A 25374-nucleotide genomic window follows, 5' to 3' on the forward strand; every position below is an offset into this window, starting at 1 on the left:
TATGACCGGGACAACCGAACTTAATCCCAAAGGGGCCCTCATGTCGAAGATCAAGGTCGCAAACCCCGTCGTCGAACTCGACGGCGACGAGATGACGCGGATCATCTGGGACTTCATCAAGCAGAAGCTGATCCTGCCCTATCTGGACATCGATCTGAAGTATTACGATCTGGGCATCGAGGAGCGGGACCGCACCGACGACCAGATCACCGTGGATGCCGCGGAGGCGATCAAGCGTCATGGCGTGGGCGTGAAATGCGCGACCATCACCCCCGACGAGCAGCGCGTCGAGGAGTTCGGCCTCAAGAAGATGTGGCGCAGCCCCAACGGCACCATCCGCAACATCCTGGGTGGCGTGATCTTCCGCGAGCCGATCATCTGCAGGAACGTGCCCCGCCTGGTGCCGGGCTGGACGCAGCCGATCATCGTCGGCCGCCACGCCTTCGGCGACCAGTACAAGGCCACCGATTTCCGCTTCCCCGGCAAGGGCAAGCTGACGATCCGCTTCGTGGGCGACGACGGCGAGACGATCGAGCACGAGGTCTTCGACGCGCCCTCCTCGGGTGTGGCGATGGCCATGTACAACCTGGACGATTCGATCCGCGATTTCGCCCGCGCCTCGCTGAACTACGGGCTGTCGCGCGGCTATCCGGTCTATCTGTCGACCAAGAACACGATCCTCAAGGCCTATGACGGCCGCTTCAAGGACCTCTTCCAGGAGGTCTATGAGGCCGAGTTTGCCGACCAGTTCAAGACGGCCGGCATCACCTACGAGCATCGCCTGATCGACGACATGGTCGCAAGCGCGATGAAATGGTCAGGCGGCTACGTCTGGGCCTGCAAGAATTATGACGGCGACGTGCAGTCCGACACCGTGGCGCAGGGCTTCGGCTCCCTGGGCCTGATGACCTCGGTGCTGATGACGCCGGACGGGAAGATCGTGGAATCCGAGGCTGCCCATGGCACCGTGACCCGCCACTATCGCGAGCATCAGAAGGGCAACGCGACCTCGACGAATTCGATCGCGTCGATCTTTGCCTGGACCGGGGGTCTGAAGCACCGCGCCAAGCTGGACGACAATGCCGAACTGCTGAAATTTGCGGAAACCCTGGAAAGGGTCACCGTGCAGGCGGTCGAGGATGGCCACATGACCAAGGACTTGGCGCTGCTGGTCGGGCCGGACCAGAAATGGCTGACCACGATGGGCTATCTGGAAAAGGTCGACCAGTATCTGAACCAGGCGCTGAACTGAGGCGCATCACGATGACGAAGGCCGGGCATGCGCCCGGCCTTTTTGCCTTCGGCGGGGATATTTCAGCCAAGATGAAATCCGCCCGTCTTCATCTTGGCTGAAATATCCCGGGGGGAATCGCCGAAAGGCGATGGGGGGCTGGCCCCCTTTCCTTGCCGGCCAAGCTGCGCTAAGGGCAGGCCATCCCCTCTGCAGGAGTCCCGCGATGAAAGCCGCCGTCGTCACGTTTCCCGGATCGAATTGCGACCGCGACCTTGCCGTCGCGCTGGAGCGGGCGGGCGCGCAGGTCACGCGCGTCTGGCACAAGGACAGCGCGCTGCCCGAGGGGACCGACCTCGTGGGCGTGCCGGGGGGGTTCTCCTTCGGCGACTATCTGCGCTGCGGCGCCATCGCGGCGCAGTCGCCGATTGCCAGCGCGCTTCGCGATCACGCCGCGCGGGGCGGCTATTTGCTGGGCATCTGCAACGGGTTCCAGGTGCTGACGGAACTGGGCCTGCTGCCCGGCGCGCTGATGCGCAACTCGGGCCTGACCTTCCTCTGCAAGCCCGCCACGCTGCGGGTCGTGACAGCGGACAGCGCCTTCACCTGTGGCTATGCGGCGGGCCAGCAGATCGCGGTGCCCGTGGCCCATCATGACGGCAACTACCAGATCGCCCCCGAGGGGCTGGCGGCGCTGCGCGATCAGGACCGCATCGCCTTCACCTACGGGCCCGGGATCAACGGCTCGGTCGGCGACATCGCGGGCATCCTGTCCCAGAACCGCCGAGTGCTGGGCATGATGCCCCATCCCGAGCGGGCCGCCGACCCGGCGACCGGCGGGACGGACGGGCTGGCGATGTTCGAAGGCGTCGTCTCGACCCTCGCGCATGCCTGACTTGAGCCGGACCGGACTTCGCCCTAGATTGCCTGATCGGATCTTGCAGGGCGGACCGGTGCGTGGCCACTGAGGATGACATCGAGGACAGTGCCGAACGCCGGCGCCGCAGGGGGCCGCGTCTGGTCAATCCCTGGTGGCTACGCGCGATCATCGGGCTGATCTTCCTGGCGGCGCTGGGCACCATCTGGACCACCAACGCCTGGCTGACCGACCGCTTCTCCGAGAACACCCGCGTCCGGTCCGAGTTGCGGCTGGCGCTCTACAGCGGCAACCTGATGTCCGAGCTGCAGCGCAACTCGGTCGTGCCCCTGCTGCTGGCGCGCGATCCTGCGCTGATCGGAGCGCTGAACGGCAACGACTTCTCGACCACCTCGGCCCGGCTGATGGCCGCGCAGAAGGAGATCGGCGCGGCCTCGATCCGGCTCCTGGATGCCTCGGGGCGGGTCGTGGGGGCGACCGACCGCTATCAGATCGGCACCAACAGCGTCGCCGCCCCGCAATATGTCGAGGCGCTGCGGTCGCGCGACACGGTCTTCACCGTGTCGGAACTGGCCTCGGGCGTCCATGAATTCGCCTATTCCCGCGCCGTCGTGTCCGAGGGGCGGACGCTTGGCGTGATCGTCGTGGGCGCCGACCTGACGCGGTTGGAACGGTCCTGGTCGGGCATCTCGGACGCGGTGGCGGTCACCGACAGCGAGGGGGTCATCATCCTGTCGACCGAGCCGCGCTGGCGGGGCCTGACCATGCCCGAGGCGCTGGCGGTACGCGACGCGCCCTCGGCCATCCGGCGGGCCTTCCAGGTGACGGCCGACTGGACCTCCAGCCCCGCCGACGCCTATGTGCAGGGCCGCGCCGTGATGCAGTCCGAGGCGCGGGTGCCCTTCCGCGGCTGGCGGATGATCAGCTTCACCGCCTATTCCTCGGTGCGCGAGCGCGTGAACGCGATCCTGGCGCTGCAGATCATGGGGTTCGCGATCCTGCTGGCGGGCGCCTTCTGGGTGCTGTCGCGCCGCGCGCGGATCCAGTCTCAGGCCTATATGCGCGAATCGGCGGACCTGCGGGCGCTGAACGCCCGGCTGACGCGCGAGATCGCGGAACGCGAGCGCGTGCAGAAGGAACTGCGGGTGGCCGAACAGACCATGCAGCAATCCTCCAAGCTGGCCGCCCTGGGCGAGATGTCGGCGGGGGTCAGCCACGAGCTGAACCAGCCTTTGGCCGCGATGAAGACCTATCTGGCGGGCGCACGCCTGCTGCTGCAGCGCGGCCGCCCCGAGGAGGCGCTGTCCAGCTTCCAGCGCATCGACGACCTGATCGACCGGATGGGCGCGATCACGCGGCAGCTGAAATCCTATGCCCGCAAGGGCGGCGAGGCGGTCGAGCCCGTCGATCTGCGCGCCGCCGTCAGCAGCGCCCTGACCATGATGGAGCCGCAGCTGCGCACCCGCCCGATCCGCGTGGTGCGCAGTGTCCCGCGCGAGCGGGTGATGGTCATGGCCGACCGCATCCGGCTGGAGCAGGTGCTGATCAACCTGCTGCGCAACGCCGTCGACGCGGTCAAGGACCGGCGCGAGGGCACGATCGAGATCAGCGTCGAGGCCGGGGCTCACGCCTATGTGTCCGTTCGCGATAACGGACCGGGTGTCTCGGACCTGGAAAAGCTGTTTGAACCCTTCTGGACGACCAAGAAGCCCGGCGAGGGCACGGGGCTGGGGCTGGCGATCTCGTCCACGATCATGGCGGATTTCGGAGGCCGCCTGACCGCCCACAACGAAACCACGGGCGGCGCCGTCTTCCGGGTGGAACTGCCGTTGCACGTCCCCGGGCAACCCCGCCAGGCGCTGGCCGCCGAATGATGCGAAACGAGAGGAACAGGGAATGTCCCGCAAGCTGAAGATCGCCATCGTGGATGACGAACCGGACATGCGCGAATCGATCAGCCAGTGGCTGGTCCTGTCGGGCTTCGAGACGGAAACCTTCGCCAGCGCCGAGGACGCGCTGAAGGTCATCGGCGCGGACTGGCCCGGCGTTGTGGTCAGCGACATCCGCATGCCGGGCATGGACGGAATGGCCTTCCTCAAGCGGCTGATGGGGCTGGACAGCAGCCTGCCCGTCATCATGATCACCGGCCATGGCGACGTGCCCATGGCGGTCGAGGCGATGCGCGTGGGCGCCATGGACTTCATGGAGAAGCCCTTCAACCCCGACCGCATGACCCAGCTGGCCAAGAAGGCCACGCAGGCCCGGCGCATGACGCTGGACAACCGCGCGCTGCGCCGCGACCTGTCCGAGGGTCAGCAGGTCATGTCCAAGCTGATCGGCGCCAGCCCCGTGATGGACCGGCTGCGCGAGGACATCCTGGATCTGGGCCAGGCCGACGGCCATGTGCTGATCGACGGCGAGACCGGCACCGGCAAGACGCTGGTGGCCCATGCGCTGCATGCCGTGGGGCCGCGCGCCTCGAAGAAGTTCGTGCCCGTGTCCTGCGCCGCCTACAACGACGAGGCCTTGGCCACGCGCCTCTTCGGCCCTCTGGAGGAGGGGCTGCCGGCGGTCGAGGAGGCGCGGGCGGGCACGCTGTGCCTCGAGGATATCGAGGCGCTGTCCGAGGCGCTGCAGGCCCGGCTGCTGGCCTTCATCAGCGAGCAGGGGGCCCCGGCCGAGACGCGGATCATCGCTATCAGCAACGCGCGGGGCGAGGGGCGCCGGGCCGAGGATTCGCTGCGTCCCGACCTGTTCTATCGCCTCTCCGCGCTCAAGATCACCCTGCCGCCGCTGCGCGCGCGCGGCGAGGACATCCTGGCGCTGTTCACCCGCATGACCGAGCAGTTTTCCGAGGAATACGGCTGCGAGCCGCCGCAGGTCAGCGCGCAGGAGGCCGCGCAGCTGCTGCAGGCTCCCTGGCCCGGCAATATCCGCCAGCTGATCAACGTGGCCGAGCGTGCCGTGCTGCAGAACCGGCGCGGGTCGGGGTCGATCGCGTCCCTGCTGATGGCGGATGGCGACGACAACCAGCAGGCCACCACGACCGAGGGCAAGCCGCTCAAGGAATATGTGGAGAGCTTCGAGAAGATGCTGATCGACAACACCATGCGCCGCCATCGGGGCAGCATCGCCAGCGTCATGGAAGAGCTGTGCCTGCCGCGCCGGACGCTGAACGAGAAGATGGCGAAATACGGGCTGCAGCGCGGCGACTATCTGTGAGGCGCATGTGGGCCGGGGCCGGTGCGGCCTCGGCCCGGGCAGGATCCGGACCGCGCGCCCTGCGCAAGGCGCACAACGAGAAAAGCCGACCAGGGGCGGCAGGCGCGCCGCCCCAGGCCTGATTTCGGGTCCTGCCCAAAACAAAAGAGACCAATCGGGACAAAGGCAAGACAAGCCGCAGGATCCAGTCGGGCATTGTCTTGAAGTGCGGTCCGCAAAACGCGGGTACTGAGGAACAAGGTACTGATCGGCGCAGATCGGGTCGGAAGCAAAGCCTCACAACCTGATTAACTATTTACCTTGTGCCTGTGACAAATCCAACTGTTCTTTTCGATAGGTCACGTTTGCAGCACCTTGATATCAGAGAGATTTCCTTCATTTTTCGCTATATGTCGCCTCGCCGACAATTGGGTCGTTGATATGGCGCGGTTGCTGGCGCGACGGGGCGGGACTTGCGAAGCGGTGCCGTCGGCAGTAGGCCTTTTCGGGACCACGGAAAGGCAGCCCGCATGAGCGTTTCGTCCGACAAGACCCTTCATCCCCGCACCCAGGCCGTGCATCACGGCACCCGCCGCAGCCAGTATGGCGAGATGGCCGAGGCGATCTTCCTGACGCAGGGTTTCGTCTATGACAGCGCGGCCCAGGCCGAGGCGCGGTTCCAGGGCACCGGCCCCGACGAATTCATCTATGCCCGCTACGGCAACCCGACCAGCCGCATGTTCGAGGACCGCATCGCCGCGCTGGAGGGGACCGAGGACGCCTTCGCCACCGCCAGCGGCATGGCCGCCGTCAACGGCGCGATGTTCGCGATGTGCAAGCCCGGCGATCACGTCGTGGCGGCCCGGGCGCTGTTCGGATCCTGTCTCTATGTACTGGACCTGCTGGTGCGCTTCGGCGTCAAGGTCAGCTATGTCGACGGCACCGATCTGGACCAGTGGGCGGCTGCCATCACGCCGGGCACGCGGGCGGTGTTCTTCGAGAGCATCTCGAACCCCACGCTGGAGGTGATCGACATCCGCGCGGTGGCGGATCTGGCCCATGCGGCGGGCGCGACCGTGGTGGTGGACAACGTCTTCGCCACGCCGGTCTTCTCGAAGGCGGTCGAGCAGGGCGCCGATGTGGTCGTCTATTCCGCGACCAAGCATATCGACGGCGGCGGGCGCGCCCTGGCGGGCGTCATCTGCGGCACGAAGCATTTCGTGCGCGAGGTGGCCGAGCCCTATCTGAAGCATACCGGCGGGGCGATCAGCCCGTTCCATGCCTGGATCATGCTGAACGGTCTGACCACAATGGACCTGCGCGTGCGGGCGCAGGCCGAGGCGGCGGCCACGCTGGCCGCCAGCCTGCAGGGGCATCCGCGCCTGGAGCGGGTGATCTATCCGGGCCTGGCCGACCATGCCCAGTACGATCTGGCGATGGCGCAGATGGGCTCGGGCGGGACGATGATCGCGATGGAGGTCGCGGGCGGCAAGGAGGCGGCCTTCGCCGTGCTGGACCGGCTGCGGATCATCGCCATCTCGAACAATCTGGGCGACGCGAAATCCATCGCGGTCCATCCCGCGACCACCACCCATTCGCGCCTGTCGGACGAGGACCGGGCCACCCTGGGCATCACCCGGGGCCTGCTGCGCCTGTCGGTGGGGCTGGAGGATGTGCGCGATCTGACTGCCGACCTGATGGCCGCGCTGGAGGGCTGATCCGGGCCGGGGCCGTGCCCTTCCGCGACGGGCTGACAAAGCCCGCGGCAGGCCCTATATGGGCCCTGTTCGTGCCGGAGGCCCCATGACCGAGATCCGCCCCCTGACCCCCGCCTATCCGGCGCTCGCCCGCGATTACGACGCGGGCTTTCGCGTCGATGCCGCCTACAAGGACAGCCTGCCGGACCTGCAGAACGGTCCGGCCAGCCTGATCGTGGGTGCGCGCGCGGCGATCCAGCATGTCGGCATCTCGAATTTCCGGCTGCCGATCCGCTATCTGACCCGCGAGGGGGGCGACATCACGCTGGAGACCAGCGTGACCGGCACCGTCAGCCTGGAGGCCGACCGCAAGGGCATCAACATGTCCCGGATCATGCGGTCCTTTTATGTCCATTCCGACACGCAGTTCAGCCTGTCGGTGCTGGAGGCGGCGCTGGACGACTACAAGACCGACCTGGACGCGCTGGATGCGCGCATCCAGATGCGCTTTTCCTATCCGATGCGGGTGGAGAGCCTGCGGTCCGGCCTGTCGGGCTGGCAGTATTACGACATCGCGCTGGAGGTGATCGAGACGGCGGGCACGCGGCTGCGGGTCATGCATCTGGATTACGTCTATTCCTCGACCTGCCCCTGTTCGCTGGAGCTGTCCGAACATGCGCGCGAGACCCGGGGCCGGCTGGCCACGCCGCATTCGCAGCGGTCCGTCGCGCGGATCTCTCTGGTGATGGAGGGGCCGGACCGGCTGTGGTTCGAGGACGCGATCGAACTGTGCCGCCGCGCGGTGCCGACCGAGACGCAGGTCATGGTCAAGCGCGAGGACGAGCAGGCCTTTGCCGAGCTGAACGCCGCCCATCCGATCTTCGTGGAAGACGCCGTGCGGGCCTTTGCCGCCGAGCTGATCGCCGATCCGCGCGTGGGCGATTTCCGGGTCGTGGCCTCGCACCGGGAATCGCTGCACTCGCATGACGCGGTCAGCCTCCTGACGGGGGGGGCCACCTTCGCGCAGGCCTCGCTGGATCCGGGCACCTTCGCCGGGCTGACGGTCTAACGCCCCTTGCGTCCCGCGACGGCGGGGGGCCCGCCCCCCGCACCCCCGCCGGGAGGGGCTGCGCGCCCCTCCCGGACCCGCCCGGCGGGATATTTGCGCACCGTCGCGGGGGTATGGAACGGAGCGTGAACGGCGGGCTTTCCCTGAGGGCCGGGTGAGGCTATGGTGGGCGCATGGACCTGACCGACGACCCTGATCGCCCGACCGCCGTTCCCCTGTCGCAGCGCGCCGTCGCCGCGCGGCCCGCCCCCTATCTGGAGGGGCTGAACTCCGCGCAGCGTGCCGCCGTCGAGGTGCTGGACGGGCCGGTGCTGATGCTGGCGGGCGCCGGAACCGGCAAGACGCGGGCGCTGACCACGCGGATCGCACATCTGCTGATGCTGGGCCGGGCGCGGCCGGGGCAGCTGCTGGCGGTGACCTTCACCAACAAGGCCGCGCGCGAGATGAAGACGCGGATCGCGCGTCTGCTGGGGGACACGGTCGAGGGGATGCCGTGGCTGGGCACCTTCCATTCGATCAGCGTCAAGATCCTGCGCCGCCATGCCGAGATGATCGGGCGGGACGGGCTGCATCTGAAGCCCAGCTTCACCATCCTGGACACGGACGACCAGATCCGGCTGCTGAAGCAGCTGATCTCGGCCGAGAACATCGACGAGAAGCGCTGGCCTGCGCGGCAGCTGGCGCATCTGATCGACGGCTGGAAGAACCGCTGCATCGTCCCCGGGTCCCTGCCGCGCGGCGAGGGCGAGGCTTTCGACGGGCATGGGGGCAAGCTGTACGCGGCCTATCAGGACCGGCTGCTGACGCTGAACGCGGTCGATTTCGGCGACCTGCTAATGCACTGCGTCACGTTGTTCCAGGCGCATCCCGACGTGCTGCGTCAATGGCAGGAGCGGTTCCGCTATATCCTGGTCGACGAGTATCAGGACACGAACGTGGCGCAATACATGTGGCTGCGGCTTCTGGCGCAGGCGCATCGCAACATCTGCTGCGTGGGCGATGACGACCAGTCGATCTATGGCTGGCGGGGCGCCGAGGTGGGCAACATCCTGCGCTTCGAGAAGGATTTCCCGGGCGCGGAGGTGATCCGGCTGGAGCAGAACTATCGCTCGACCCCGCAGATCCTGGGGGCGGCCTCGGGCTTGATCGCGGCCAATCAGGGGCGCCTGGGCAAGACGCTGTGGACGGATGCCGAGCCCGGAGAGCCGGTGCGCCTGATCGGGCATTGGGACAGCGAGGCCGAGGCGCGCTGGATCGGCGAGGAGATCGAGGCGTTCCAGGGCGGGCATCGCGCCGCCTTGGGCCGCGTGGGGCTGAACGACATCGCGATCCTGGTGCGGGCCAGCCACCAGATGCGGGCCTTCGAGGACCGGTTCATGACCATCGGGCTGCCCTATCGCGTGATCGGGGGCCCCCGCTTCTACGAGCGGCAGGAGATCCGCGATGCGATGGCCTATTTCCGGCTGGTCGTGTCGCCCGACGACGACCTGGCCTTCGAGCGGATCGTGAACACCCCCAAGCGGGGCCTGGGCGACAAGGCGCTGCAGACGGTCCAAGCCGTGGCGCGCCAGAACGGCGTCAACCTGCTGGAAGGCGCGCGGATCGTGGTCGAGGAGAAGCAGCTGGGCGGCAAGGGGCTGGCCAACCTGCGCGATTTCGTGGGGCTGATCGGGCGGTCGCACATGGCGGTGCGCGACGGCGTGGGCCATGTCGAGCTGGCCGAGCGGGTGCTGGATGAATCGGGCTACACGACCATGTGGCAGAACGACAAGTCACCCGACGCGCCGGGGCGGCTGGACAACCTCAAGGAGCTGGTCAAGGCGCTGGAGGAGTTCGAGAACCTGCAGGGCTTCCTGGAGCATGTGTCGCTGGTCATGGACCGCGACGATGGCGATCAGGCCGAACAGGTCAGCATCATGACCCTGCACGGTGCCAAGGGGCTGGAATTTCCGGTGGTCTTCCTGCCGGGATGGGAGGACGGGCTGTTCCCCAACCAGCGCGCCATGGACGAGCAGGGCACCAAGGGCCTGGAGGAGGAGCGGCGGCTGGCCTATGTCGGCATCACGCGCGCCGAGCGTCTGGCGACGATCACCTTCGCGGGCAACCGGCGGCTCTATGGCCAGTGGCAGAGCGCGCTGCCCTCGCGCTTCATCGACGAGCTGCCCGAGGAGCATGTCGAGGTGCTGACGCCTCCGGGGCTTTATGGCGGCGGCTACGGGGCGGCGATGGCCGGGGCGGGCAGCACGCAGATGAGCGAGCGGGTCGCCAAGGCCGATGTCTACAACTCGCCCGGCTGGAAGCGGATGCAGGCGCGGGCGGCGGACCGGCGTGGGCCGGTGCATCGCACGCCCATCACCATCGACGCGGCCCCCGCCTCGCGCTTTGCGGTGGGCGATCTGGTCACCCATGCCAAGTTCGGCGAGGGCAAGATCATCGGCATCTCGGAGGAGACCCTGACCGTCCAGTTCGGGGCCGAGTTCAAGAACATCAAGGCGGCCTATGTTCAGCCGGCGGGCGGGGGCGACGACGTCCCCTTCTGAGCGACGCGGCGCATCCGGGCGCCAAGGCCCCGGGGCGCGCTGCGGGCGCGGGTCAGGGCCGCCGCATATTCCGCGTCGATGTCCAGGTCGGGATGGTCCTGCGCCAGCCGCAGCAGGCGGAAATGGATCTGCGCCACGCCCTCGTAGTAGTCGACGAAGGCATAGTTGATCGCGGCCCCGGTCACCGCCCCGATGACCGGCACGGCCTGCGCGCCCAGCTTGGTCGTCAGCCGGGTCGCGAACTGGGTGGCGAAGCGCGAGATCAGCGCCGAGACCGTCTGGCCATTGGTCAGCAGGCGGTTGGCGAGGAAGGATTTGGCGGCCGCATTGCCCGCCTCGCCGGGTTCGCCGAACTGGAACACCGCCAGACATTCCAGCCGCACCATCGGGTCGGTCGTGTCGAAGCCGTGCTGGCGGGCGACCTTCTGGATCGAGTTGAAGATCACGGTCGTCGAGGCGACCAGGTCGGGCACGATCCCCGCCAGCCCGAACCAGCCCCCCGCCGCCCCGCTGGCCACCGCCGCCGCGCGGTTGGCGATCAGCGGCGCCTGCCGCACGATGCCGATGCCGTCGCTGCGCCCCGACAGGTCGTAGAGCTGCCTGAAGGCGCTTTCCAGGACCTTCTCCAGCTGGATGGGGGACATGCCCAGAAGGGTGGTGGCGGCGCCCTCGGTCAGGCGGCCCACGGCCTCGACCCCGCGCATCAGCGCGCCGCGGCTGGCCAGCTGGCGGGCGGCAAGGCGGTCAAGCTCGACGGTCAGGGCGGCTTTGGGGTCCAGCGGCAATGTCATGGGCGGGTCCTTTCCGATGTGCAGACAGATCTGGGGAGGGCGGGACGCAACGTCAATCGGCCCATTCGGGATCGGTGGTGAAGGCGATGGTCAGCCAGCGATGGTCGATGTCGCCGCCGATGGCGGTGCCGATCTCGTCGCGGATGGCATCCCATTCCTCTAGGTGCATAGGCGGCCAGCCGGTGGGGACGATGAAGTACAGCTCGATCTGGCGGCCCCGGCCGACACGGGCGACATAGGCGCGATGGCCCAGAAAGCCGTAGCGGGCGCAGGTGGCTTCGGCGATGCGGTCGACCTCGGCCTTCATGGCGGGGGGCGTGATCAGGAGGATGTCGGCCAGCGCCTGCCGGATCGTGGGGACGGGCAGGGGGATGACCACCAGACAGACCAGCGCCAGCACCGCCGGGTCGACATAGGGGGACAGCGGCTCCAGCGGGGTGCCCCGGATCGCCCAACCGAAGAGGAAGGCCACCAGCAGCGCCCCCGTCAGTGCCGCCGAGATCGTCCAGCCCTTCACGTCCAGCGCGACGAAGCCCGACTTGATCCTGCGGTTGGCCCGGTGGTTGTGGATCGCCATGCCGACGGCCACGGCCAGCACCAGCGCGGCGTAGAGGATCGCCCGGCCGAAATCCAGATCCCGCCCCCCGGCCAGCAGGCTGCCCACCGCCGTCACCAGCGCATAGATCGCCGCCCCCGACAGCAGCACGCCGCTGAGGCCCAGCACCATCGGCTCCAGATGCCAGAAGCCCATGGTGAAGCGCTGCACCAGCAGCGCCTGGCGTCGCTCCGACAGGCGCGAGGTGATCAGGGTCGAGACCAGCAGCGCCACCGTCGTCATCATCGCGTCGGTCAGCGAATAGATCCCGTCGAAGGTGATCGAGGCCGATCCGGACAGGATGCCCATGCCGATGCCCGCCAAGGCCACGGCGAAGGTCATGGCGATGGACAGTCTCAGAACGCTCTGTTCGGTCATGGCGGGTCTCCTTGCGGCGCAACACCCGAGGGGCCGGGCGGGTTTCCTGAGGGCGCGCGCAACGGTCCGCGCCCCTGCCACGGGGCATCTGGCCCCCGTCCCGACCGCCGTGCTAGACCCTTCGGGCGGGGATGCAAGCGGCGGCGGCCGGGAAGGCGGGGGCAAGAGGGTGGCACTGATCCGGCTGTGGCTGATCCTTTTGGCGGCGCAGGTGCTGTTCTATGTGCTGCTGCGCCTTTATATCCGGTCGCGGCATGTCGAGCGGCTGGAGAACCGGTGGGACGCCCGCCATCCCGAGCAGGCCGGGAACACCGCCGCGCGGCGCGCGTTCGTGGCCAAGGCGATGACCGGGTTCAACCGCAGCCTGCGGGCGCGGCTGGCGCTTCTGGTCTTCGTGCTGCCGACGCTGGCCATCCTGGGCATCGTCGTCACGGTCAACTGGCAATAGGAGCTGCCTGTTCATGTATTATCTGCGCGTCGTCATCGGGGTCCTGTTCGGCGTCCTGATCTTTGCCCTGCTGGACTACACGCTGCCCTCGAAGAACACGGTCAGGATCTCCAACACCTACAACCGGCTGACGGCGATCCCGCCCTCGGCCACGATCTTCTGGGCCTCGGACAGCACCGGCACGGTCGAGAACGCCCAGGGGCAGCGCGACGTGCGGTTCATCGATGCGGTGCGTCCGGGCGGCAGCGTCTTCGTCTATCGCAACGAGGATACGGGCTGGGTCTGGCCGCCCTATTTCAAGTATGACAGCGCCAACCTGCAGGCCGAGGCGACCAACCTGCAATCGGGCACCGCCAGCCCGATCTGGGTCAGCGTGACTGCCTATGGCTGGCGCCTGCCGTGGATGTCGACCTATCCCAACGCCGTGTCCATCAATACCGTCGCGGGGCCGGACGACCGGCCGCTGAACTGGGCGGCCATGGTCATCTGCGCCGTCCTGCTGGCACTGCTGACCTTGGTCTGGCGCATGTGGGGGCAGTTCCGCCAGCGCGGGATGCCGCGCCGGGGGGGCCGCGCATGACCAATCCCGGCACCGACCTGCGCCCCGACTGGTTCGAGGGGATCCGCATCAACACCCCCGCCGTGGAACGCCGCGCGGCGAGCCTGCCCGCGCGGCGCAGCCTCAAGAAGGACCACCAGGCCGCCTGGCTGCTGAACGCAGTGCGCTGCATCGACCTGACCACGCTGGCGGGCGACGACACGCCCGACCGCGTGGCCCGTCTGTGCGCCAAGGCGCGCCAACCCATTGCCCCCGAGCTGCTGGAGGCCGTGGGCGTCACCGACCTGACCACCGGCGCGGTCTGCGTCTATCCCACGATGGTCGCCCCCGCCAAGCGCGCCTTGGGAAACAGCGGCATTCCCGTGGCCAGCGTCGCCACCGGCTTTCCGGCGGGGCTGATGCCCCTGGACCTGCGGCTGGCCGAGATCCGCTATGCCGTTGACCAGGGTGCCGACGAGATCGACATCGTCATCACCCGCGCCCATGTGCTGCAGGCCGACTGGACCGCGCTTTACGACGAGCTGCGCGCCATGCGCGAGGCTTGTGGGCCGGCCCGGCTGAAGGCCATCCTCGCCACCGGCGATCTGAAGTCGCTGGAGAATGTCGCGCGCGCCTCTCATGTCGCGATGCAGGCGGGGGCGGACTGGATCAAGACCTCGACCGGGAAGGAGGGCGTGAACGCCACCCTGGCCGTCAGTCTGGTCATGTGCCGCACGATCCGCGACCACCACGCCCGCACCGGCGTCAAGGTGGGCTTCAAGCCCGCCGGCGGCCTGCGCACCGCCAAGGATGCGATCAGCTGGCAGGTGCTGATGGCCGAGGAACTGGGCCGCGACTGGCTGGCCCCGGACCTCTTCCGCATCGGCGCTAGCAGCCTGCTGGGCGATATCGAGCGTCAGATCAGCCACCACGTCACTGGCCGCTATGCGGCCGCCCACCGTCTAGCCCCAGCCTGAGGTCCCGATGAGCCGAGTGAGCGAGATCATGGAAACCATGGAATACGGCCCGTCGGTCGAGGACAGCACGGCCGTGCGCGACTGGCTGGCGCAGAGGGAGAGCTTCGGCCATTTCATCGGCGGTGCCTTTACCGATGTGGGCGAGACCTTCGAGACGCGCGACCCATCGACCGGCGATGTGCTCGCCCGTATCGCCCAAGGCAGCGAGGCCGATGTGACCGCCGCCGTCGCGGCTGCCCGCGCGGCCCAGCCCGGATGGGCGGCCCTGTCGGGAACCGAGCGCGCGCGCCATCTCTATGCGCTGGCCCGCCACGTGCAGAAGCGCGAACGCTTCCTGTCGGTGCTGGAGGTGCTGGACAACGGCAAGCCGATCCGAGAGGCGCGCGACATCGACGTGCCGCTGGTCGCGCGGCATTTCTATCACCACGCGGGCTGGGCCGAGCTGCGCGACAGCCAGTTCCCCGGCCATGCGCCCTTGGGCGTCTGCGGCCAGATCATCCCGTGGAACTTCCCGCTGCTGATGCTGGCCTGGAAGATTGCCCCCGCCTTGGCCGCCGGCAACACGGTGGTGCTGAAGCCTGCCGAATACACGTCTCTGACCGCCCTGGCCTTCGCTGAGATCTGCCAGGACGTGGGCCTGCCCGCGGGCGTCGTCAACATCGTGACCGGCGACGGGACCACCGGGGCGGCGCTGGTCGCCTCGGATGTGGACAAGATCGCCTTCACCGGCTCGACCGAGGTCGGGCGCGGCATCGCGCGGGCCTTGGCCGGGACCGGCCGCCGCCTGACGCTGGAACTGGGCGGCAAGTCGCCCTTCGTCGTCATGGAGGACGCCGATCTGGACGCCGCGGTCGAGGGCGTGGTGGACAGCATCTGGTTCAACCAGGGCCAGGTCTGCTGCGCGGGCTCGCGCATCCTGGTGGCCGAGGCCGTGGCGCCGCGTTTCGAGGATCTGCTGCGCGCCCGCATGGCCCGGCTGCGCGTCGGCGCCCCCTTGGACAAGTCCACCGACCTGGGCGCCATCGTCGATCCGGTGCAGAAGGACCGCATTTTGTCGATCTGCCAGGCGGCGGTCGATCAGGGCGCCGAACTGGTCGGCGGCCAGCCGCAGGAGGGCTGTTTTATCGCGCCCGGCTATCTGCGCAACATCGCCCCCGCCAATCCCGGCATGGTGCAGGAGATCTTCGGCCCCATCGCCACGCTGTCGACCTTCCGCACCGCCGACGAGGCGATCGAGCTGGCCAATGCCACCCGCTACGGGCTGGCGGGCTCGGTCTGGTCGGAAAGCGCGACGGTCGCCACCGATCTGGCAGCGCGCATCAAGGCCGGGGTCATCTGGATCAACGGCGCCAACATGTTTGACGCCGCCGCCCCCTTCGGCGGCATGCGCGACAGCGGTCATGGCCGCGAGGGCGGACATGCGGGGATGCTGGACTACCTGACGGGCCCGGCGATCGCTCCCCCGGCGGGGGTCCTCCCGAAGCCGACCGTCGCCGCGGCCCAAGGGATCGACCGCACCGCCAAGCTCTATATCGGCGGCACCCAGAAGCGCCCCGATGGCGGCGCGATGTATGCCGTGCCGGGGGGACTGGCGCCCCAAGGCAGCCGCAAGGACATCCGCAATGCAGTCGAGGCCGCGGCCAAGGCGGGCAAATGGGCGGCGATGGGCGGTCACGCTCGCGCGCAGGTCCTCTATTTCATCGCCGAGAACCTGGCCGCCCGCCGGGACGAGTTCGCCGCCCGCACCAGCCCCGCCGAGGTCGAGGCCGCCTTGGCCAGCGCCTTCCACTATGCCGCCTGGGCCGACAAGTTCGACGGCCGCACGGTCCAGGCCAAGCCCGGCCATCTGGTGACCGTGATCCCCGAGCCCCACGGCATCATCGGCATCACCTGTCCGAATGGCCAGCCGCTGACAGGCTTCGTGTCCCTGGTCCTGCCCGCCATCGCGATGGGCAATGTGGTGGTGGCGATCCCCGCCGAGAACGATCCGCTGCCGGTCATGGACCTGTGCCAGGTCTTCGACACCTCCGACCTGCCGGGCGGGGTGGTCAATGTCGTCACCGGCGCGGGTGCCGAGCTGTCCCCGCATCTGGCCGCCCACGAGGAGGTCGCGGCCTTCTGGCACGCTGGCGCAGCCGCGGATCTGGCCGCGATCGACCATGCCGCCGGCGGCACGGTGACCCCCGTCTGGTCCATCCCGCCCCGCGACTGGACGGGCCCTCAGGCGCAGGGCGAGAGCTTCCTGCACCATGCGACGCGGCAGAAGACGATCTGGCTGCCCTATGGCGCCCTGCCCGCAGGCAGCGGCGGCGCGGCCTACTAGGCAAAAGGAAGGGGGCAGTCTGCCCCCTCTTGGCCTTCGGCCAATTCACCCCCGAGGATACTTGCGGCCAAGATGAAGACGGGGCATTTCATCTTGGCCCAAATATCCCGGGGGGGGATCGCCGTCAGGCGATGGGGGGCTGGCCCCCCTCAGCGGCCCCGGATGCGCGGATCCATGGCGTCCCGCAGACCGTCGCCGATATAGTTGACGCAGAGCACCGTCAGCGAGATCAGCAGGCCCGGAAAGATCACCCGCCAAGGGTACAGAACCATCTGATCGACGGCATCGAAAAGCAGCCGGCCCCAGGTCGGGAAGTCCGGCGGGAAGCCCAGGCCCAGGAAGCTGAGTGCGGATTCGGTGATGATGGCGGTCGCGATGCCCAAGGTGGCGGCGACCATGATCGGCGACAGCACGTTGGGCAGGATGTGGCGCGTGATCATCCGGTGCGCGGGCGTCCCGATCGAGCGGGCGGCCAGGATGAACTCGCGCTCCTTCAGGCCCAGCACCTCGCCGCGCACGATGCGGGCCGCCTGCATCCAGCTGGTCGCGCCGATGGCCGTCACGATCAGGAAGAAGATGCCCAGGGCGGGGCCGAAGGTCTGGGACAGCGGCTCGCGGAACAGGGTGACCATCAGCAGCAGCAGGGGCAGCAGCGGCAGCGCCAGGAACAGCTCGGTCAGGCGCATCAGAGGGCCGTCCAGCCTTCGGAAATAGCCCGACACGACGCCGATCAGGCTGCCGATGGTGATGGCGATGATCATCGCCGTCAGACCCACCGCGATCGACACCTGCCCCCCCGCCATCAGCCGCGCGAGAAGATCCCGGCCCAGCTGGTCGGTGCCCAGGGGATGGGTCAGCGAGAAGCCGGAATTGCGGGCGCGGATGTCCACGAATGTCGGGTCGGTCGTCCAGACCAGCGGGCCCACCGACACGAAGAGGATGATCGACACGAAGATCACCAGCCCCAGCATCGCGCCGCGATGGCTGCGGAACTGGCGCCAGACGTCGGACCATTGGCTGCGGGTCGCGGCGACCGGCGGGGGCACGACCGGGGGGCTTGCCGCTTCGGGGGTGGCCGCGTTGCCGGCGGCGGCATGCAGGGCGCGGACGCGCTCTTCGGGTGTGTTGGTGTCAGTCATAGCGGATCCTCGGGTCCAGCACCCCGTAGAGGATGTCTGCGATCAGGGTGAAGACGACGATCAGGATGGCGAAGATGAAGGTCAGCGTCAGCACCATGGGAATGTCGTTGGCATGGATGGCCGAGATCAGGAGCTGGCCCAGCCCGTTCACCCGGAACACCTGCTCGGTGATGATGGCGCCGCCGAAGACCGCCGGCAGGCCGAGCGCGATGACCGTCACGACCGGGATCAGGCTGTTCCTCAGCACGTGCTTCAGCACGACCTTGCGTTCGGACAGGCCCTTGGCGCGGGCGGTGCGCACATAGTCCTGGCCCAGGTTGTCCAGCATGGACGAGCGCATGAAGCGGCTGATCTGCGCCGCGTTGTAGAGCGCCAGCACCGTCACCGGCATGACCATCTGGCGGACCTGCTGCAGGAAGCTGTCCCAGTCATTCACCTCCAGCGTGGTGTTGTAGACGGAGGGGAACCACTGCAGGTTCACCGCGAAGATGATGATCAGGACGACCCCCGTGAAGAAGGTCGGCATCGAGAAGCCGATCATCGAGATGAAGGTGCCGATCTGGTCGAACCAGCTGTACTGCTTGTAGGCCGACAGGATGCCGATCGGGATGGCGATCAGGATGCCCACCACATAGGACATGCCCACCACGGTCAGCGTCTGCGGAATGCGCTGCGCGATCACGTCGAAGACCGGGCTGCGCGACTGGAAGCTGATGATGCGCTGCGCGCCCTGGCTGAAATCGGTGCCGAACCAGCGGTCGGTCCAGTAGAGCGGCTCGACCCAGAAGAACTGCTTCAGCCACAGCAGGTAGCGGACGGGCCAGGGCTCGCCCAGGCCCAGGGCGGCGCGCATGCGTTCGCGGACCTCGGGCGGCACGGTCAGGGGCACGTCGCCCAGGGGGTCGCCGGGCGACGCCTCGAGCAGCAGGAAGATCACCAGCGAGATGAACAGCAGGGTGGGAATGGCCAGCAGCAGCCGGCGCAGGGTGAAACTCAGCATGGTGCCTCGATCCGTGGAAATGCGGGCGGGTCCGTCCTTCCGTCACGCGGCTGCGACGACAAGGGAGCCGCCCCGGCCGCGAGGGGCCGGGGCGGCGGGACGTCTTACGGCGCGACGCGGGTCCAGTCCGCGATGTTCCAGATCTCGCTGTCCCATGCGTTCAGCTGCACGCCGCCAAGCGCGTTGGCATGCGCCGAGGCGGTGCCGCGATAGACCAGCGGGATGATCGCGTTGCTGTCCTTGGTCAGCATGTCGTTCATCGTGCGGCCCATCTGCGCGCGCTCTTCGGCATCGATGATGCCGTCCAGCTCGGACACCATGCGGTCGTATTCGGGATCGCAGAAGCGGCTGATGCCTTCACCCTGCCACTGGTTGGCGGGCGAGGGGGCCTTGTCGCAGGTGTGCTTGGCCAGGTAGGGGGCCGGGTTGTTGCCGTCGAAGTTGTCGGCATACATCTGCACGTCGGCATAGAACTTCTGCAGCGTGTCGGGCGAGCCCGCATCCGAGCCGAAGAAGACCGAGGCATCGACGGTCTTCAGCTCGGTCTCGACGCCGATCTCGGACCACCACTGCTTGATCAGCGCCTGGAAGTCCTGGCGCACCGCATTGACCGAGGTCTGGAAGACCATGTTCAGCTGCACGCCGTCCTTCTCGCGGATGCCGTTGCCGCCCATCGTCCAGCCGGCCTCTTCCAGCAGGGCATTGGCGCCCTCAATGTCTTGGGTGAGGCAGTCGGTGTTGTCCGAGGCCCAGCTTTCGGGCGCGGGGACATAGTTGCAGGTCGCCTGGCCCGAGGTGCCGTAGCCGATCTCGACCAGCAGCTCGCGGTCGATGGCCATGGACAGGGCCTGGCGCACGGCGGGGTCGGACAGGAAGGGATGGGGATGAGCGGCGGTGGACCGCTCTCCCTCGGGCAGGGACGAGGAGGGATCGGTCAGGTTGACGTGGATGCGTTCGACCAGGCTGCCGAAGGCGGCGGTCACCTGGCCCAGGCCCGCGGCCTCCATGCCGGCGATGACGTCGGGGGCCAGCTGGGTGTTCCAGGCATAGTCGAACTCGCCCGTCTCCAGGACCGAGCGCGCCGCGCCGGCCGCATCGCCGCCGCCCTTGACCAGCACCGTCGCGAAGGCGGGCTTGGCCGGGTCGCGGTATTCGGGGTTGGCTTCCAGGCTGATGGTGTCGTTGGTCAGGAACTGCGTGACGCGAAACGGGCCGGTGCCGATCGGGCCGAAGTTCTGGTCGGTGCAGGTCGGGGCATTGGCACCCACGCAGTTCTCGAACTGCGCCTTCTGCAGGATCGGCGACTGCGAGCCCACGAAGGCCGAGAACGGATCGGGGCGCGGCGACGCGAAGGTGATGCGCACGGTCTGCGGATCGACCGCCTCGACGGCGGTGACGCCCTCGAACTTGGCCAGCTGCGAGCAGCCGCCGTTGGGATCCATGCAATAATCGGCGGTGAAGACTACGTCGTCGGCGGTCAGCGGCGTGCCGTCCGACCAGGTGATGTCGTCGCGCAACGTCCAGGTGACCGAGGTCATGTCCTCGGAGATGCCGCCGTTCTCCAGCGACGGGATCTCGGTCACGAGGCGCGGATAGATGGCGCCTTCGGCATCGAAGCCGGCCAGCGGCTCCAGCGCCAGGCTGCCGGCGATGATCTCCTTGGTGCCGCCGGACAGATAGGGGTTCATCGTCGAGGGCGCCTGCCACATGACGATGCCCAGCTGCCCGTCGCTGCCGCGTTCGGCATAGGCTGCGGGGGCCATCGCCATGCTTGCGGCGGCGCCCATCAGAACGGTTCTCAGTTTCATCAATCTCTCCTGTTGGTCGTGCGGCCCGCGGGGGGTTCCACGCCACCTCCGGCCATTCTGGGGCCGGTTTTCTTGTCGTCTGTCCCGGCTGCCCGGGGCTGTGTTCGCGGTGTCATCATCCCTGCGGAATGCGCGCATCATCGAACGAAGCCCGCGCGGAAAGCAAGACCCATCGCACCGGTCGGTCTGTTCGGTTTCGGCTTTGACTTTCCCAAGGCAGCGGCTAGCCTGCCGTCTTGGACATTTCCGGGGGCCTGCCATGCTGGACGACAAACCACTTGTTTCCATTGAGGAACTTCGGGTCGAATTCGAGACGAACGATGGGGTCGTGGTCGGCGTGCGGGATGTCAGCTTCACCATCAATCCCGGCGAATGCGTCTGCGTGGTGGGCGAGTCCGGGTCGGGCAAGTCGGTCAGCTCGCTGTCGCTGATGCGGCTGGTGGAGTTCGGCGGCGGCACCATCGCGGGCGGCAAGCTGATGTTCGAACGCAATGACGGGCAGGTGGTCGATCTGGCGACCCAATCCGGCGCCGCGATGCGCGACATCCGCGGCAACCAGATCGGCATGATCTTCCAGGAACCGATGACCGCGCTGAACCCGGTCTTCACCGTGGGGGATCAGCTGGTCGAGGGGCTGATCGCCCATCGGGGCCTGAAGAAGCACGAGGCCCGCGCCCGCGCGCTGGAGATCCTGCGCCAGGTCCGCATCCCCGAACCGGAACGCCGCCTGGACCAATATCCGCACGAATTGTCGGGCGGCATGCGCCAGCGCGTCGTGATCGCCATCGCCATGGCCTGCGAACCCCGCTTGCTGATCTGCGACGAGCCCACCACCGCGCTGGACGTGACGATTCAGGCCGAAATCCTGGCCCTGATCGACCGGCTGAAGCGGGAAAAGCAGATTGCCGTTCTTTTCATCACCCATGACATGGCCGTGGTCGCGCAGATGGCAGATCGTGTCGTGGTCATGTATCGCGGCGACAAGGTCGAAGAGGGCACCGCCGTCGAGATCTTCGAGAACCCGCAGCAGGATTACACCAAGATGCTGCTGGCCGCCGTGCCGCGCCTTGGGGAAATGACCGGAAAACCCGCGCCCGAGCGTCTGCGCCTGATGACCGACGGCACCCATGGCGCGCCCGAGCCGATCATCGTCAAGGACCCCAAGCCGCTGCTGACGGTCCGGAACCTGACCACGCGCTTTGCCGTCAAAGGCGGCATCCTGCGCCGAACCGTGGCGCGCGTCCACGCGGTCGAGGATGTCAGCTTCACCATCAATTCCGGCGAGACGCTGTCTCTGGTCGGCGAATCGGGCTGCGGGAAATCGACCTGCGGGCGGTCGCTGCTGCGGCTGGTCGAGCCCGAATCTGGCACCGTCGATCTGGGCGGCACCGACATCATCGGGCTGTCGCAGCGCGATCTGCGCCGGGCGCGGCGCGACATGCAGATGATCTTTCAGGACCCCTTCGCCAGCCTCGATCCGCACATGAAGCTGTACGATCAGGTGGCCGAGCCGATGGAGAATTACGGCATCGGCTCGAAATCCGAACGCCAGGACCGCATCGCCGCGCTCTTCGACCGGGTCGAGCTGCCGCGCAGCTACATGCGCCGCTATCCGCACGAGATGTCGGGCGGGCAGCGCCAGCGCATCGCCATCGCCCGCGCGCTGGCGCTGAACCCCAAGCTGATCGTGGCGGACGAAGCGGTGTCGGCGCTGGACGTGTCGGTTCAGGCGCAGGTGCTGAACCTGCTGATGGAGCTGCAGCAGGACCTGGGCATCTCGATGCTGTTCATCAGCCATGACATGGCGGTGGTCGAACGCGTCAGCCATCATGTGGGCGTCATGTATCTGGGCCGCATCGTGGAGATGGGCACCCGCGCGCAGGTCTTCGAGAACCCGCAGCACAGCTATACCCGCCAGCTGATGCTGGCCGTGCCGGTGGCCGATCCGCGCCAGAAGAAGATCAGCGAGGATCTGACCTTCCGGCCCATCCCCTCGCCCATGCATCCGGTGGACTACGTGGCCCGGCCGTCCGTCTATCGCGAGGTCGCGCCGGGACACCGGGTGCTGGTCGATCCGGTCACCCATTCATGAGGCCCGCGCCGCCGATCGGTCCCGACAGCCCGCCCGTGCACCGGGCCGATCTGCCCGAGGCGGCGGATGTGGTCGTGATCGGCGGCGGCATCGCGGGGGTGACGACCGCGCTCTACCTGGCGCGAGACGGGCTGCGGGTCGTGCTGTGCGAGAAGGGCGTGATCGCGGGCGAGCAGTCCAGCCGCAACTGGGGATGGATCCGCGCGCAGGGCCGCGACGAGGCCGAGATCCCGGTGATGCTGGACGCGCGTCGGCTGTGGTCCTCGCTGGCGCAGGAGCTGGGCGACCAGCTGGGGCTGGCGACCTGCGGAGTCAGCTTCCTCGCCCCCGACGAGGCCGCGATGGCGCGCTACGAGGGCTGGCTGGACATCGCCCGCGCGCATGGGCTGGACAGCCGGGTGATCGGCCGGCAGGCACTGGCGGCCTTGCTGCCTCATCGGGCGGGCTGGGCCGGGGCGCTGCAGACCCCCTCGGACATGCGGGCCGAGCCGGGGCAGGCGGTGCCCGCCATCGCCCGGCTGGCCGCGTCCGAGGGCGTGGTGATCCGTGAACACTGCGCCGTGCGCGCGCTGGACCTGCAGGATGGCCGCGTCGCCGGCGTGGTGACCGAGGCCGGCACGATCCGCACCGACCGGGTGCTGCTGGCGGGGGGCGCGTGGTCGGGGCTGTTCGCCGGCAATGCCGGGCTGGCCCTGCCGCAGCTGTCGGTGCGCGCCACCGTCGCCGCGACCGAGGCGCTGCCCGAGTTCTGGTCGGGGGCTGCCACCGATTCCAGGTTCGCCTTCCGCCGTCGCGCGGATGGCGGCTACACGCTGGCGCCCGGGATGGCGCATGATTTCTGGATCGGCCCGGCGGCGCTGCGCCACATGCGGGCCTATCTGCCGATGATCCGGCGCGACCTGCGCCTGACGCGGCTGCAGGGTGCCGCGCCCCGCGGCTATCCCGATGCCTGGACCACCCGGCGGCGCTGGCGGCCCGACGCGCCCTCGCCCTTCGAGGCGATGCGGGTCCTCTCGCCCCCGCCCAACACCGCGCGGGTCGTGCGGTTGCAGGACGATTTCGGTGCGGCCTTCCCGCAGGTCGGTCGGCCCCGGATCCGCGCGGCCTGGGCCGGGATGATCGACACGCTGCCCGACCAGGTCCCGGTGCTGGACCAGACGCCCCTGTCAGGGTTCTTCATCGCCACGGGCCTGTCGGGCCACGGCTTCGGCATCGGCCCCGGGGTGGGGCGGGTGATGGCCGACATGATGCAGGGCCGACCCCCGGCCCATGATCTGCGCCGTTTCCGCTTTGCCCGTTTTTCGGACGGATCGCCCGTCCGCCTGGGGCCGGACCTGTAAAGCCCGGCCCGCCCTCTTGCAGACCGTGCAGGAAATCGCCACCCTGCGCCCGAAGGAGACCATCATGCCCGTCAAGAACCGCTTTGCCGAACTGCTGCCCGAGATCACCGCCTGGCGCCGCGACTTCCACGAGAATCCCGAACTTCTGTACGAGGTCCACCGGACGGCGGGCCGCGTGGCCCAGCTGCTGCGCGAGTTCGGCTGCGACGAGGTGACGGAGGGCGTGGGCCGCACGGGCGTCGTGGGCGTCATCAAGGGCCGCACGGACAGCACGGGCCGCGTCGTGGGCCTGCGCGCCGACATGGACGCGCTGCCGATCCACGAGCAGACGGGCGTCGACTATGCCTCGAAGACGCCGGGCGCGATGCATGCCTGCGGCCATGACGGGCACACCGCCATGCTGCTGGGCGCCGCCAAGTACCTGGCCGAGACGCGCAACTTCGACGGCACCGCGGTCGTCATCTTCCAGCCCGCCGAAGAGGGCGGCGCGGGCGGCGAGGCGATGGTGCTGGACGGTCTGGTCGACCGCTGGAAGATCGACGAGTTCTACGGCATGCACAACATGCCCGGCATGCCGGTGGGCCAGTTCTCGATCCGGCCCGGCGCGATGATGGCGGCCGCCGACCAGTTCGACATCACCGTGACCGGCAAGGGCGGGCATGCCGCCAAGCCGCATTCCTGCATCGACACCACGCTGACGGCGGCGCAGATCATCGTGGCGCTGCAATCGGTCGTCGCGCGCAACATCGACCCGCTGGACAATGCGGTGATCTCGGTCTGCGTGGTCTCGACGGATTCGACGGCGCACAACGTCATCCCGCAGGTGGTCAAGCTGCGCGGCACCGCCCGCAGCCTGGCGCCCCATGTCCGCGACCAGCTGGAGGAGGGCATCACCCGCGTCGCCACCAACATGGCCGCCGCGATGGGCGCCACCGCCCATGTCGACTACCAGCGCGGCTATCCGGTCACCATGAACGACCCGCAGGCCACCGATTGGGCGGCGGATGTCGCGCGCCAGATCTCGGGCGGGGTGGACATGGACATGCAGCCGATGATGGGCGGCGAGGATTTCAGCTACATGCTGAACGAACGCCCCGGCGCCTACATCTGGGTCGGCAACGGCGACACGGCGATGGTCCACCACCCCGCCTACAACTTCAACGACGAGGCGATCCCGGCGGGCTCCAGCTGGTATGCCGGCATGGTCGAGGCGCGCCTGCCCGCTGCCTGATGTCGCAGGCCGCGCCTTGGCGGTCGCGAATGCGATTGCCCTTTCGCGGCGATCGGTCGAAGTGTCCGGGGGGCGTCAGGCACGGGTCTGGCGCCCCCC

General features: G+C 68.3%; 19 protein-coding genes. 14 read left to right on the plus strand and 5 right to left on the minus strand.

The window, feature by feature from the left end:
* Nucleotides 1–40 precede the first annotated feature (40 nt).
* The 7 genes from E4191_RS02960 (at nucleotide 41) to E4191_RS02990 (ending at nucleotide 10615) form a co-directional block, all read left to right on the plus strand.
* The gene (locus E4191_RS02960; protein ID WP_135312085.1) at nucleotides 41–1252 is read left to right on the plus strand and encodes an NADP-dependent isocitrate dehydrogenase; all 1212 of its coding nucleotides are present in this window, start codon (nucleotides 41–43) and stop codon (nucleotides 1250–1252) included.
* A gap of 205 nt (nucleotides 1253–1457) precedes the next feature.
* The gene (gene purQ / locus E4191_RS02965; protein WP_135312086.1) at nucleotides 1458–2126 is read left to right on the plus strand and encodes a phosphoribosylformylglycinamidine synthase subunit PurQ; all 669 of its coding nucleotides are present in this window, start codon (nucleotides 1458–1460) and stop codon (nucleotides 2124–2126) included.
* Between the two features lie 122 nt (nucleotides 2127–2248).
* Nucleotides 2249–3982, plus strand: a complete 1734-nt coding sequence (locus tag E4191_RS02970) for a sensor histidine kinase (RefSeq protein WP_407947058.1) — start codon at nucleotides 2249–2251, stop codon at nucleotides 3980–3982.
* A 22-nt stretch (nucleotides 3983–4004) separates the two neighbouring features.
* Nucleotides 4005–5330, plus strand: coding sequence for a sigma-54-dependent transcriptional regulator (locus tag E4191_RS02975; protein WP_135312087.1), 1326 nt, complete (start codon nucleotides 4005–4007; stop codon nucleotides 5328–5330).
* Nucleotides 5331–5839: 509 nt separating this feature from the next.
* Nucleotides 5840–7027, plus strand: a complete 1188-nt coding sequence (gene metZ, locus E4191_RS02980) for an O-succinylhomoserine sulfhydrylase (protein WP_135312088.1) — start codon at nucleotides 5840–5842, stop codon at nucleotides 7025–7027.
* A gap of 58 nt (nucleotides 7028–7085) precedes the next feature.
* Nucleotides 7086–8075, plus strand: a complete 990-nt coding sequence (folE2, locus tag E4191_RS02985; protein ID WP_407947042.1) for a GTP cyclohydrolase FolE2 — start codon at nucleotides 7086–7088, stop codon at nucleotides 8073–8075.
* A 173-nt stretch (nucleotides 8076–8248) separates the two neighbouring features.
* On the plus strand, nucleotides 8249–10615 hold the full coding sequence (locus E4191_RS02990) for an ATP-dependent helicase (protein ID WP_135312090.1): 2367 nt from the start codon (nucleotides 8249–8251) through the stop codon (nucleotides 10613–10615).
* Here the strand turns inward: E4191_RS02990 and E4191_RS02995 are convergent.
* Both E4191_RS02995 and E4191_RS03000 read right to left on the minus strand, forming a co-directional pair.
* Entirely contained in the window at nucleotides 10579–11406 is an 828-nt protein-coding gene (locus tag E4191_RS02995; protein WP_135312091.1) for an EcsC family protein, read from the minus strand. The two genes, E4191_RS02990 and E4191_RS02995, sit on opposite strands and share 37 nt — an antisense overlap.
* A gap of 52 nt (nucleotides 11407–11458) precedes the next feature.
* Complete coding sequence (locus E4191_RS03000; RefSeq protein ID WP_135312092.1) at nucleotides 11459–12379, minus strand: cation diffusion facilitator family transporter; 921 nt, start codon at nucleotides 12377–12379, stop codon at nucleotides 11459–11461.
* A gap of 169 nt (nucleotides 12380–12548) precedes the next feature.
* On the opposite strand from E4191_RS03000, the gene E4191_RS03005 reads away from it, so the two are divergent.
* Genes E4191_RS03005 through E4191_RS03020 form a run of 4 tightly spaced genes read left to right on the plus strand, consistent with a single transcriptional unit; the run spans nucleotide 12549 to nucleotide 16665 of the window.
* Nucleotides 12549–12827, plus strand: coding sequence for a hypothetical protein (locus tag E4191_RS03005; protein WP_228461501.1), 279 nt, complete (start codon nucleotides 12549–12551; stop codon nucleotides 12825–12827).
* Nucleotides 12828–12840: 13 nt separating this feature from the next.
* A complete protein-coding gene (locus E4191_RS03010) occupies nucleotides 12841–13407 on the plus strand; it encodes a DUF1523 family protein (RefSeq protein ID WP_135312093.1) in 567 nt (188 codons plus the stop codon).
* Nucleotides 13404–14342: a deoxyribose-phosphate aldolase gene (gene deoC, locus E4191_RS03015; protein ID WP_135312094.1), complete on the plus strand. Its 939-nt coding sequence runs from the start codon at nucleotides 13404–13406 to the stop codon at nucleotides 14340–14342. The genes E4191_RS03010 and deoC overlap by 4 nt, the downstream gene beginning before the upstream one ends.
* A gap of 7 nt (nucleotides 14343–14349) precedes the next feature.
* Entirely contained in the window at nucleotides 14350–16665 is a 2316-nt protein-coding gene (locus tag E4191_RS03020) for an aldehyde dehydrogenase family protein (protein ID WP_135312095.1), read from the plus strand.
* 149 nt (nucleotides 16666–16814) lie between these two features.
* Here the strand turns inward: E4191_RS03020 and E4191_RS03025 are convergent, their stop codons facing one another.
* The 3 genes from E4191_RS03025 to E4191_RS03035 form a co-directional block, all read right to left on the minus strand.
* Nucleotides 16815–17804 carry an ABC transporter permease gene (locus E4191_RS03025; RefSeq protein WP_135312096.1) on the minus strand — a complete coding sequence of 330 codons (990 nt, stop codon included), beginning with the start codon at nucleotides 17802–17804 and terminating at the stop codon, nucleotides 16815–16817.
* The gene (locus E4191_RS03030; protein ID WP_135312097.1) at nucleotides 17797–18804 is read right to left on the minus strand and encodes an ABC transporter permease; all 1008 of its coding nucleotides are present in this window, start codon (nucleotides 18802–18804) and stop codon (nucleotides 17797–17799) included. Before E4191_RS03030 ends, E4191_RS03025 begins: the two co-directional genes overlap by 8 nt.
* Nucleotides 18805–18908: 104 nt before the next feature.
* Nucleotides 18909–20612: a peptide ABC transporter substrate-binding protein gene (locus tag E4191_RS03035; protein WP_135312098.1), complete on the minus strand. Its 1704-nt coding sequence runs from the start codon at nucleotides 20610–20612 to the stop codon at nucleotides 18909–18911.
* Nucleotides 20613–20871: 259 nt separating this feature from the next.
* Here E4191_RS03035 and E4191_RS03040 point away from each other — a divergent pair, with 259 nt between their 5' ends.
* The 3 genes from E4191_RS03040 to E4191_RS03050 all read left to right on the plus strand — a co-directional run bounded on the left by E4191_RS03040 (nucleotide 20872) and on the right by E4191_RS03050 (nucleotide 25275).
* Entirely contained in the window at nucleotides 20872–22704 is a 1833-nt protein-coding gene (locus tag E4191_RS03040) for an ABC transporter ATP-binding protein (RefSeq protein ID WP_176562615.1), read from the plus strand.
* Nucleotides 22701–24044, plus strand: coding sequence for an NAD(P)/FAD-dependent oxidoreductase (locus tag E4191_RS03045; protein WP_135312099.1), 1344 nt, complete (start codon nucleotides 22701–22703; stop codon nucleotides 24042–24044). The genes E4191_RS03040 and E4191_RS03045 overlap by 4 nt, the downstream gene beginning before the upstream one ends.
* 64 nt (nucleotides 24045–24108) lie before the next feature.
* Complete coding sequence (locus tag E4191_RS03050) at nucleotides 24109–25275, plus strand: M20 aminoacylase family protein (RefSeq protein ID WP_135312100.1); 1167 nt, start codon at nucleotides 24109–24111, stop codon at nucleotides 25273–25275.
* Nucleotides 25276–25374 lie beyond the last annotated feature (99 nt).

The sequence above is a fragment of the Paracoccus liaowanqingii genome (assembly GCF_004683865.2).
GTDB lineage: Bacteria > Pseudomonadota > Alphaproteobacteria > Rhodobacterales > Rhodobacteraceae > Paracoccus > Paracoccus liaowanqingii.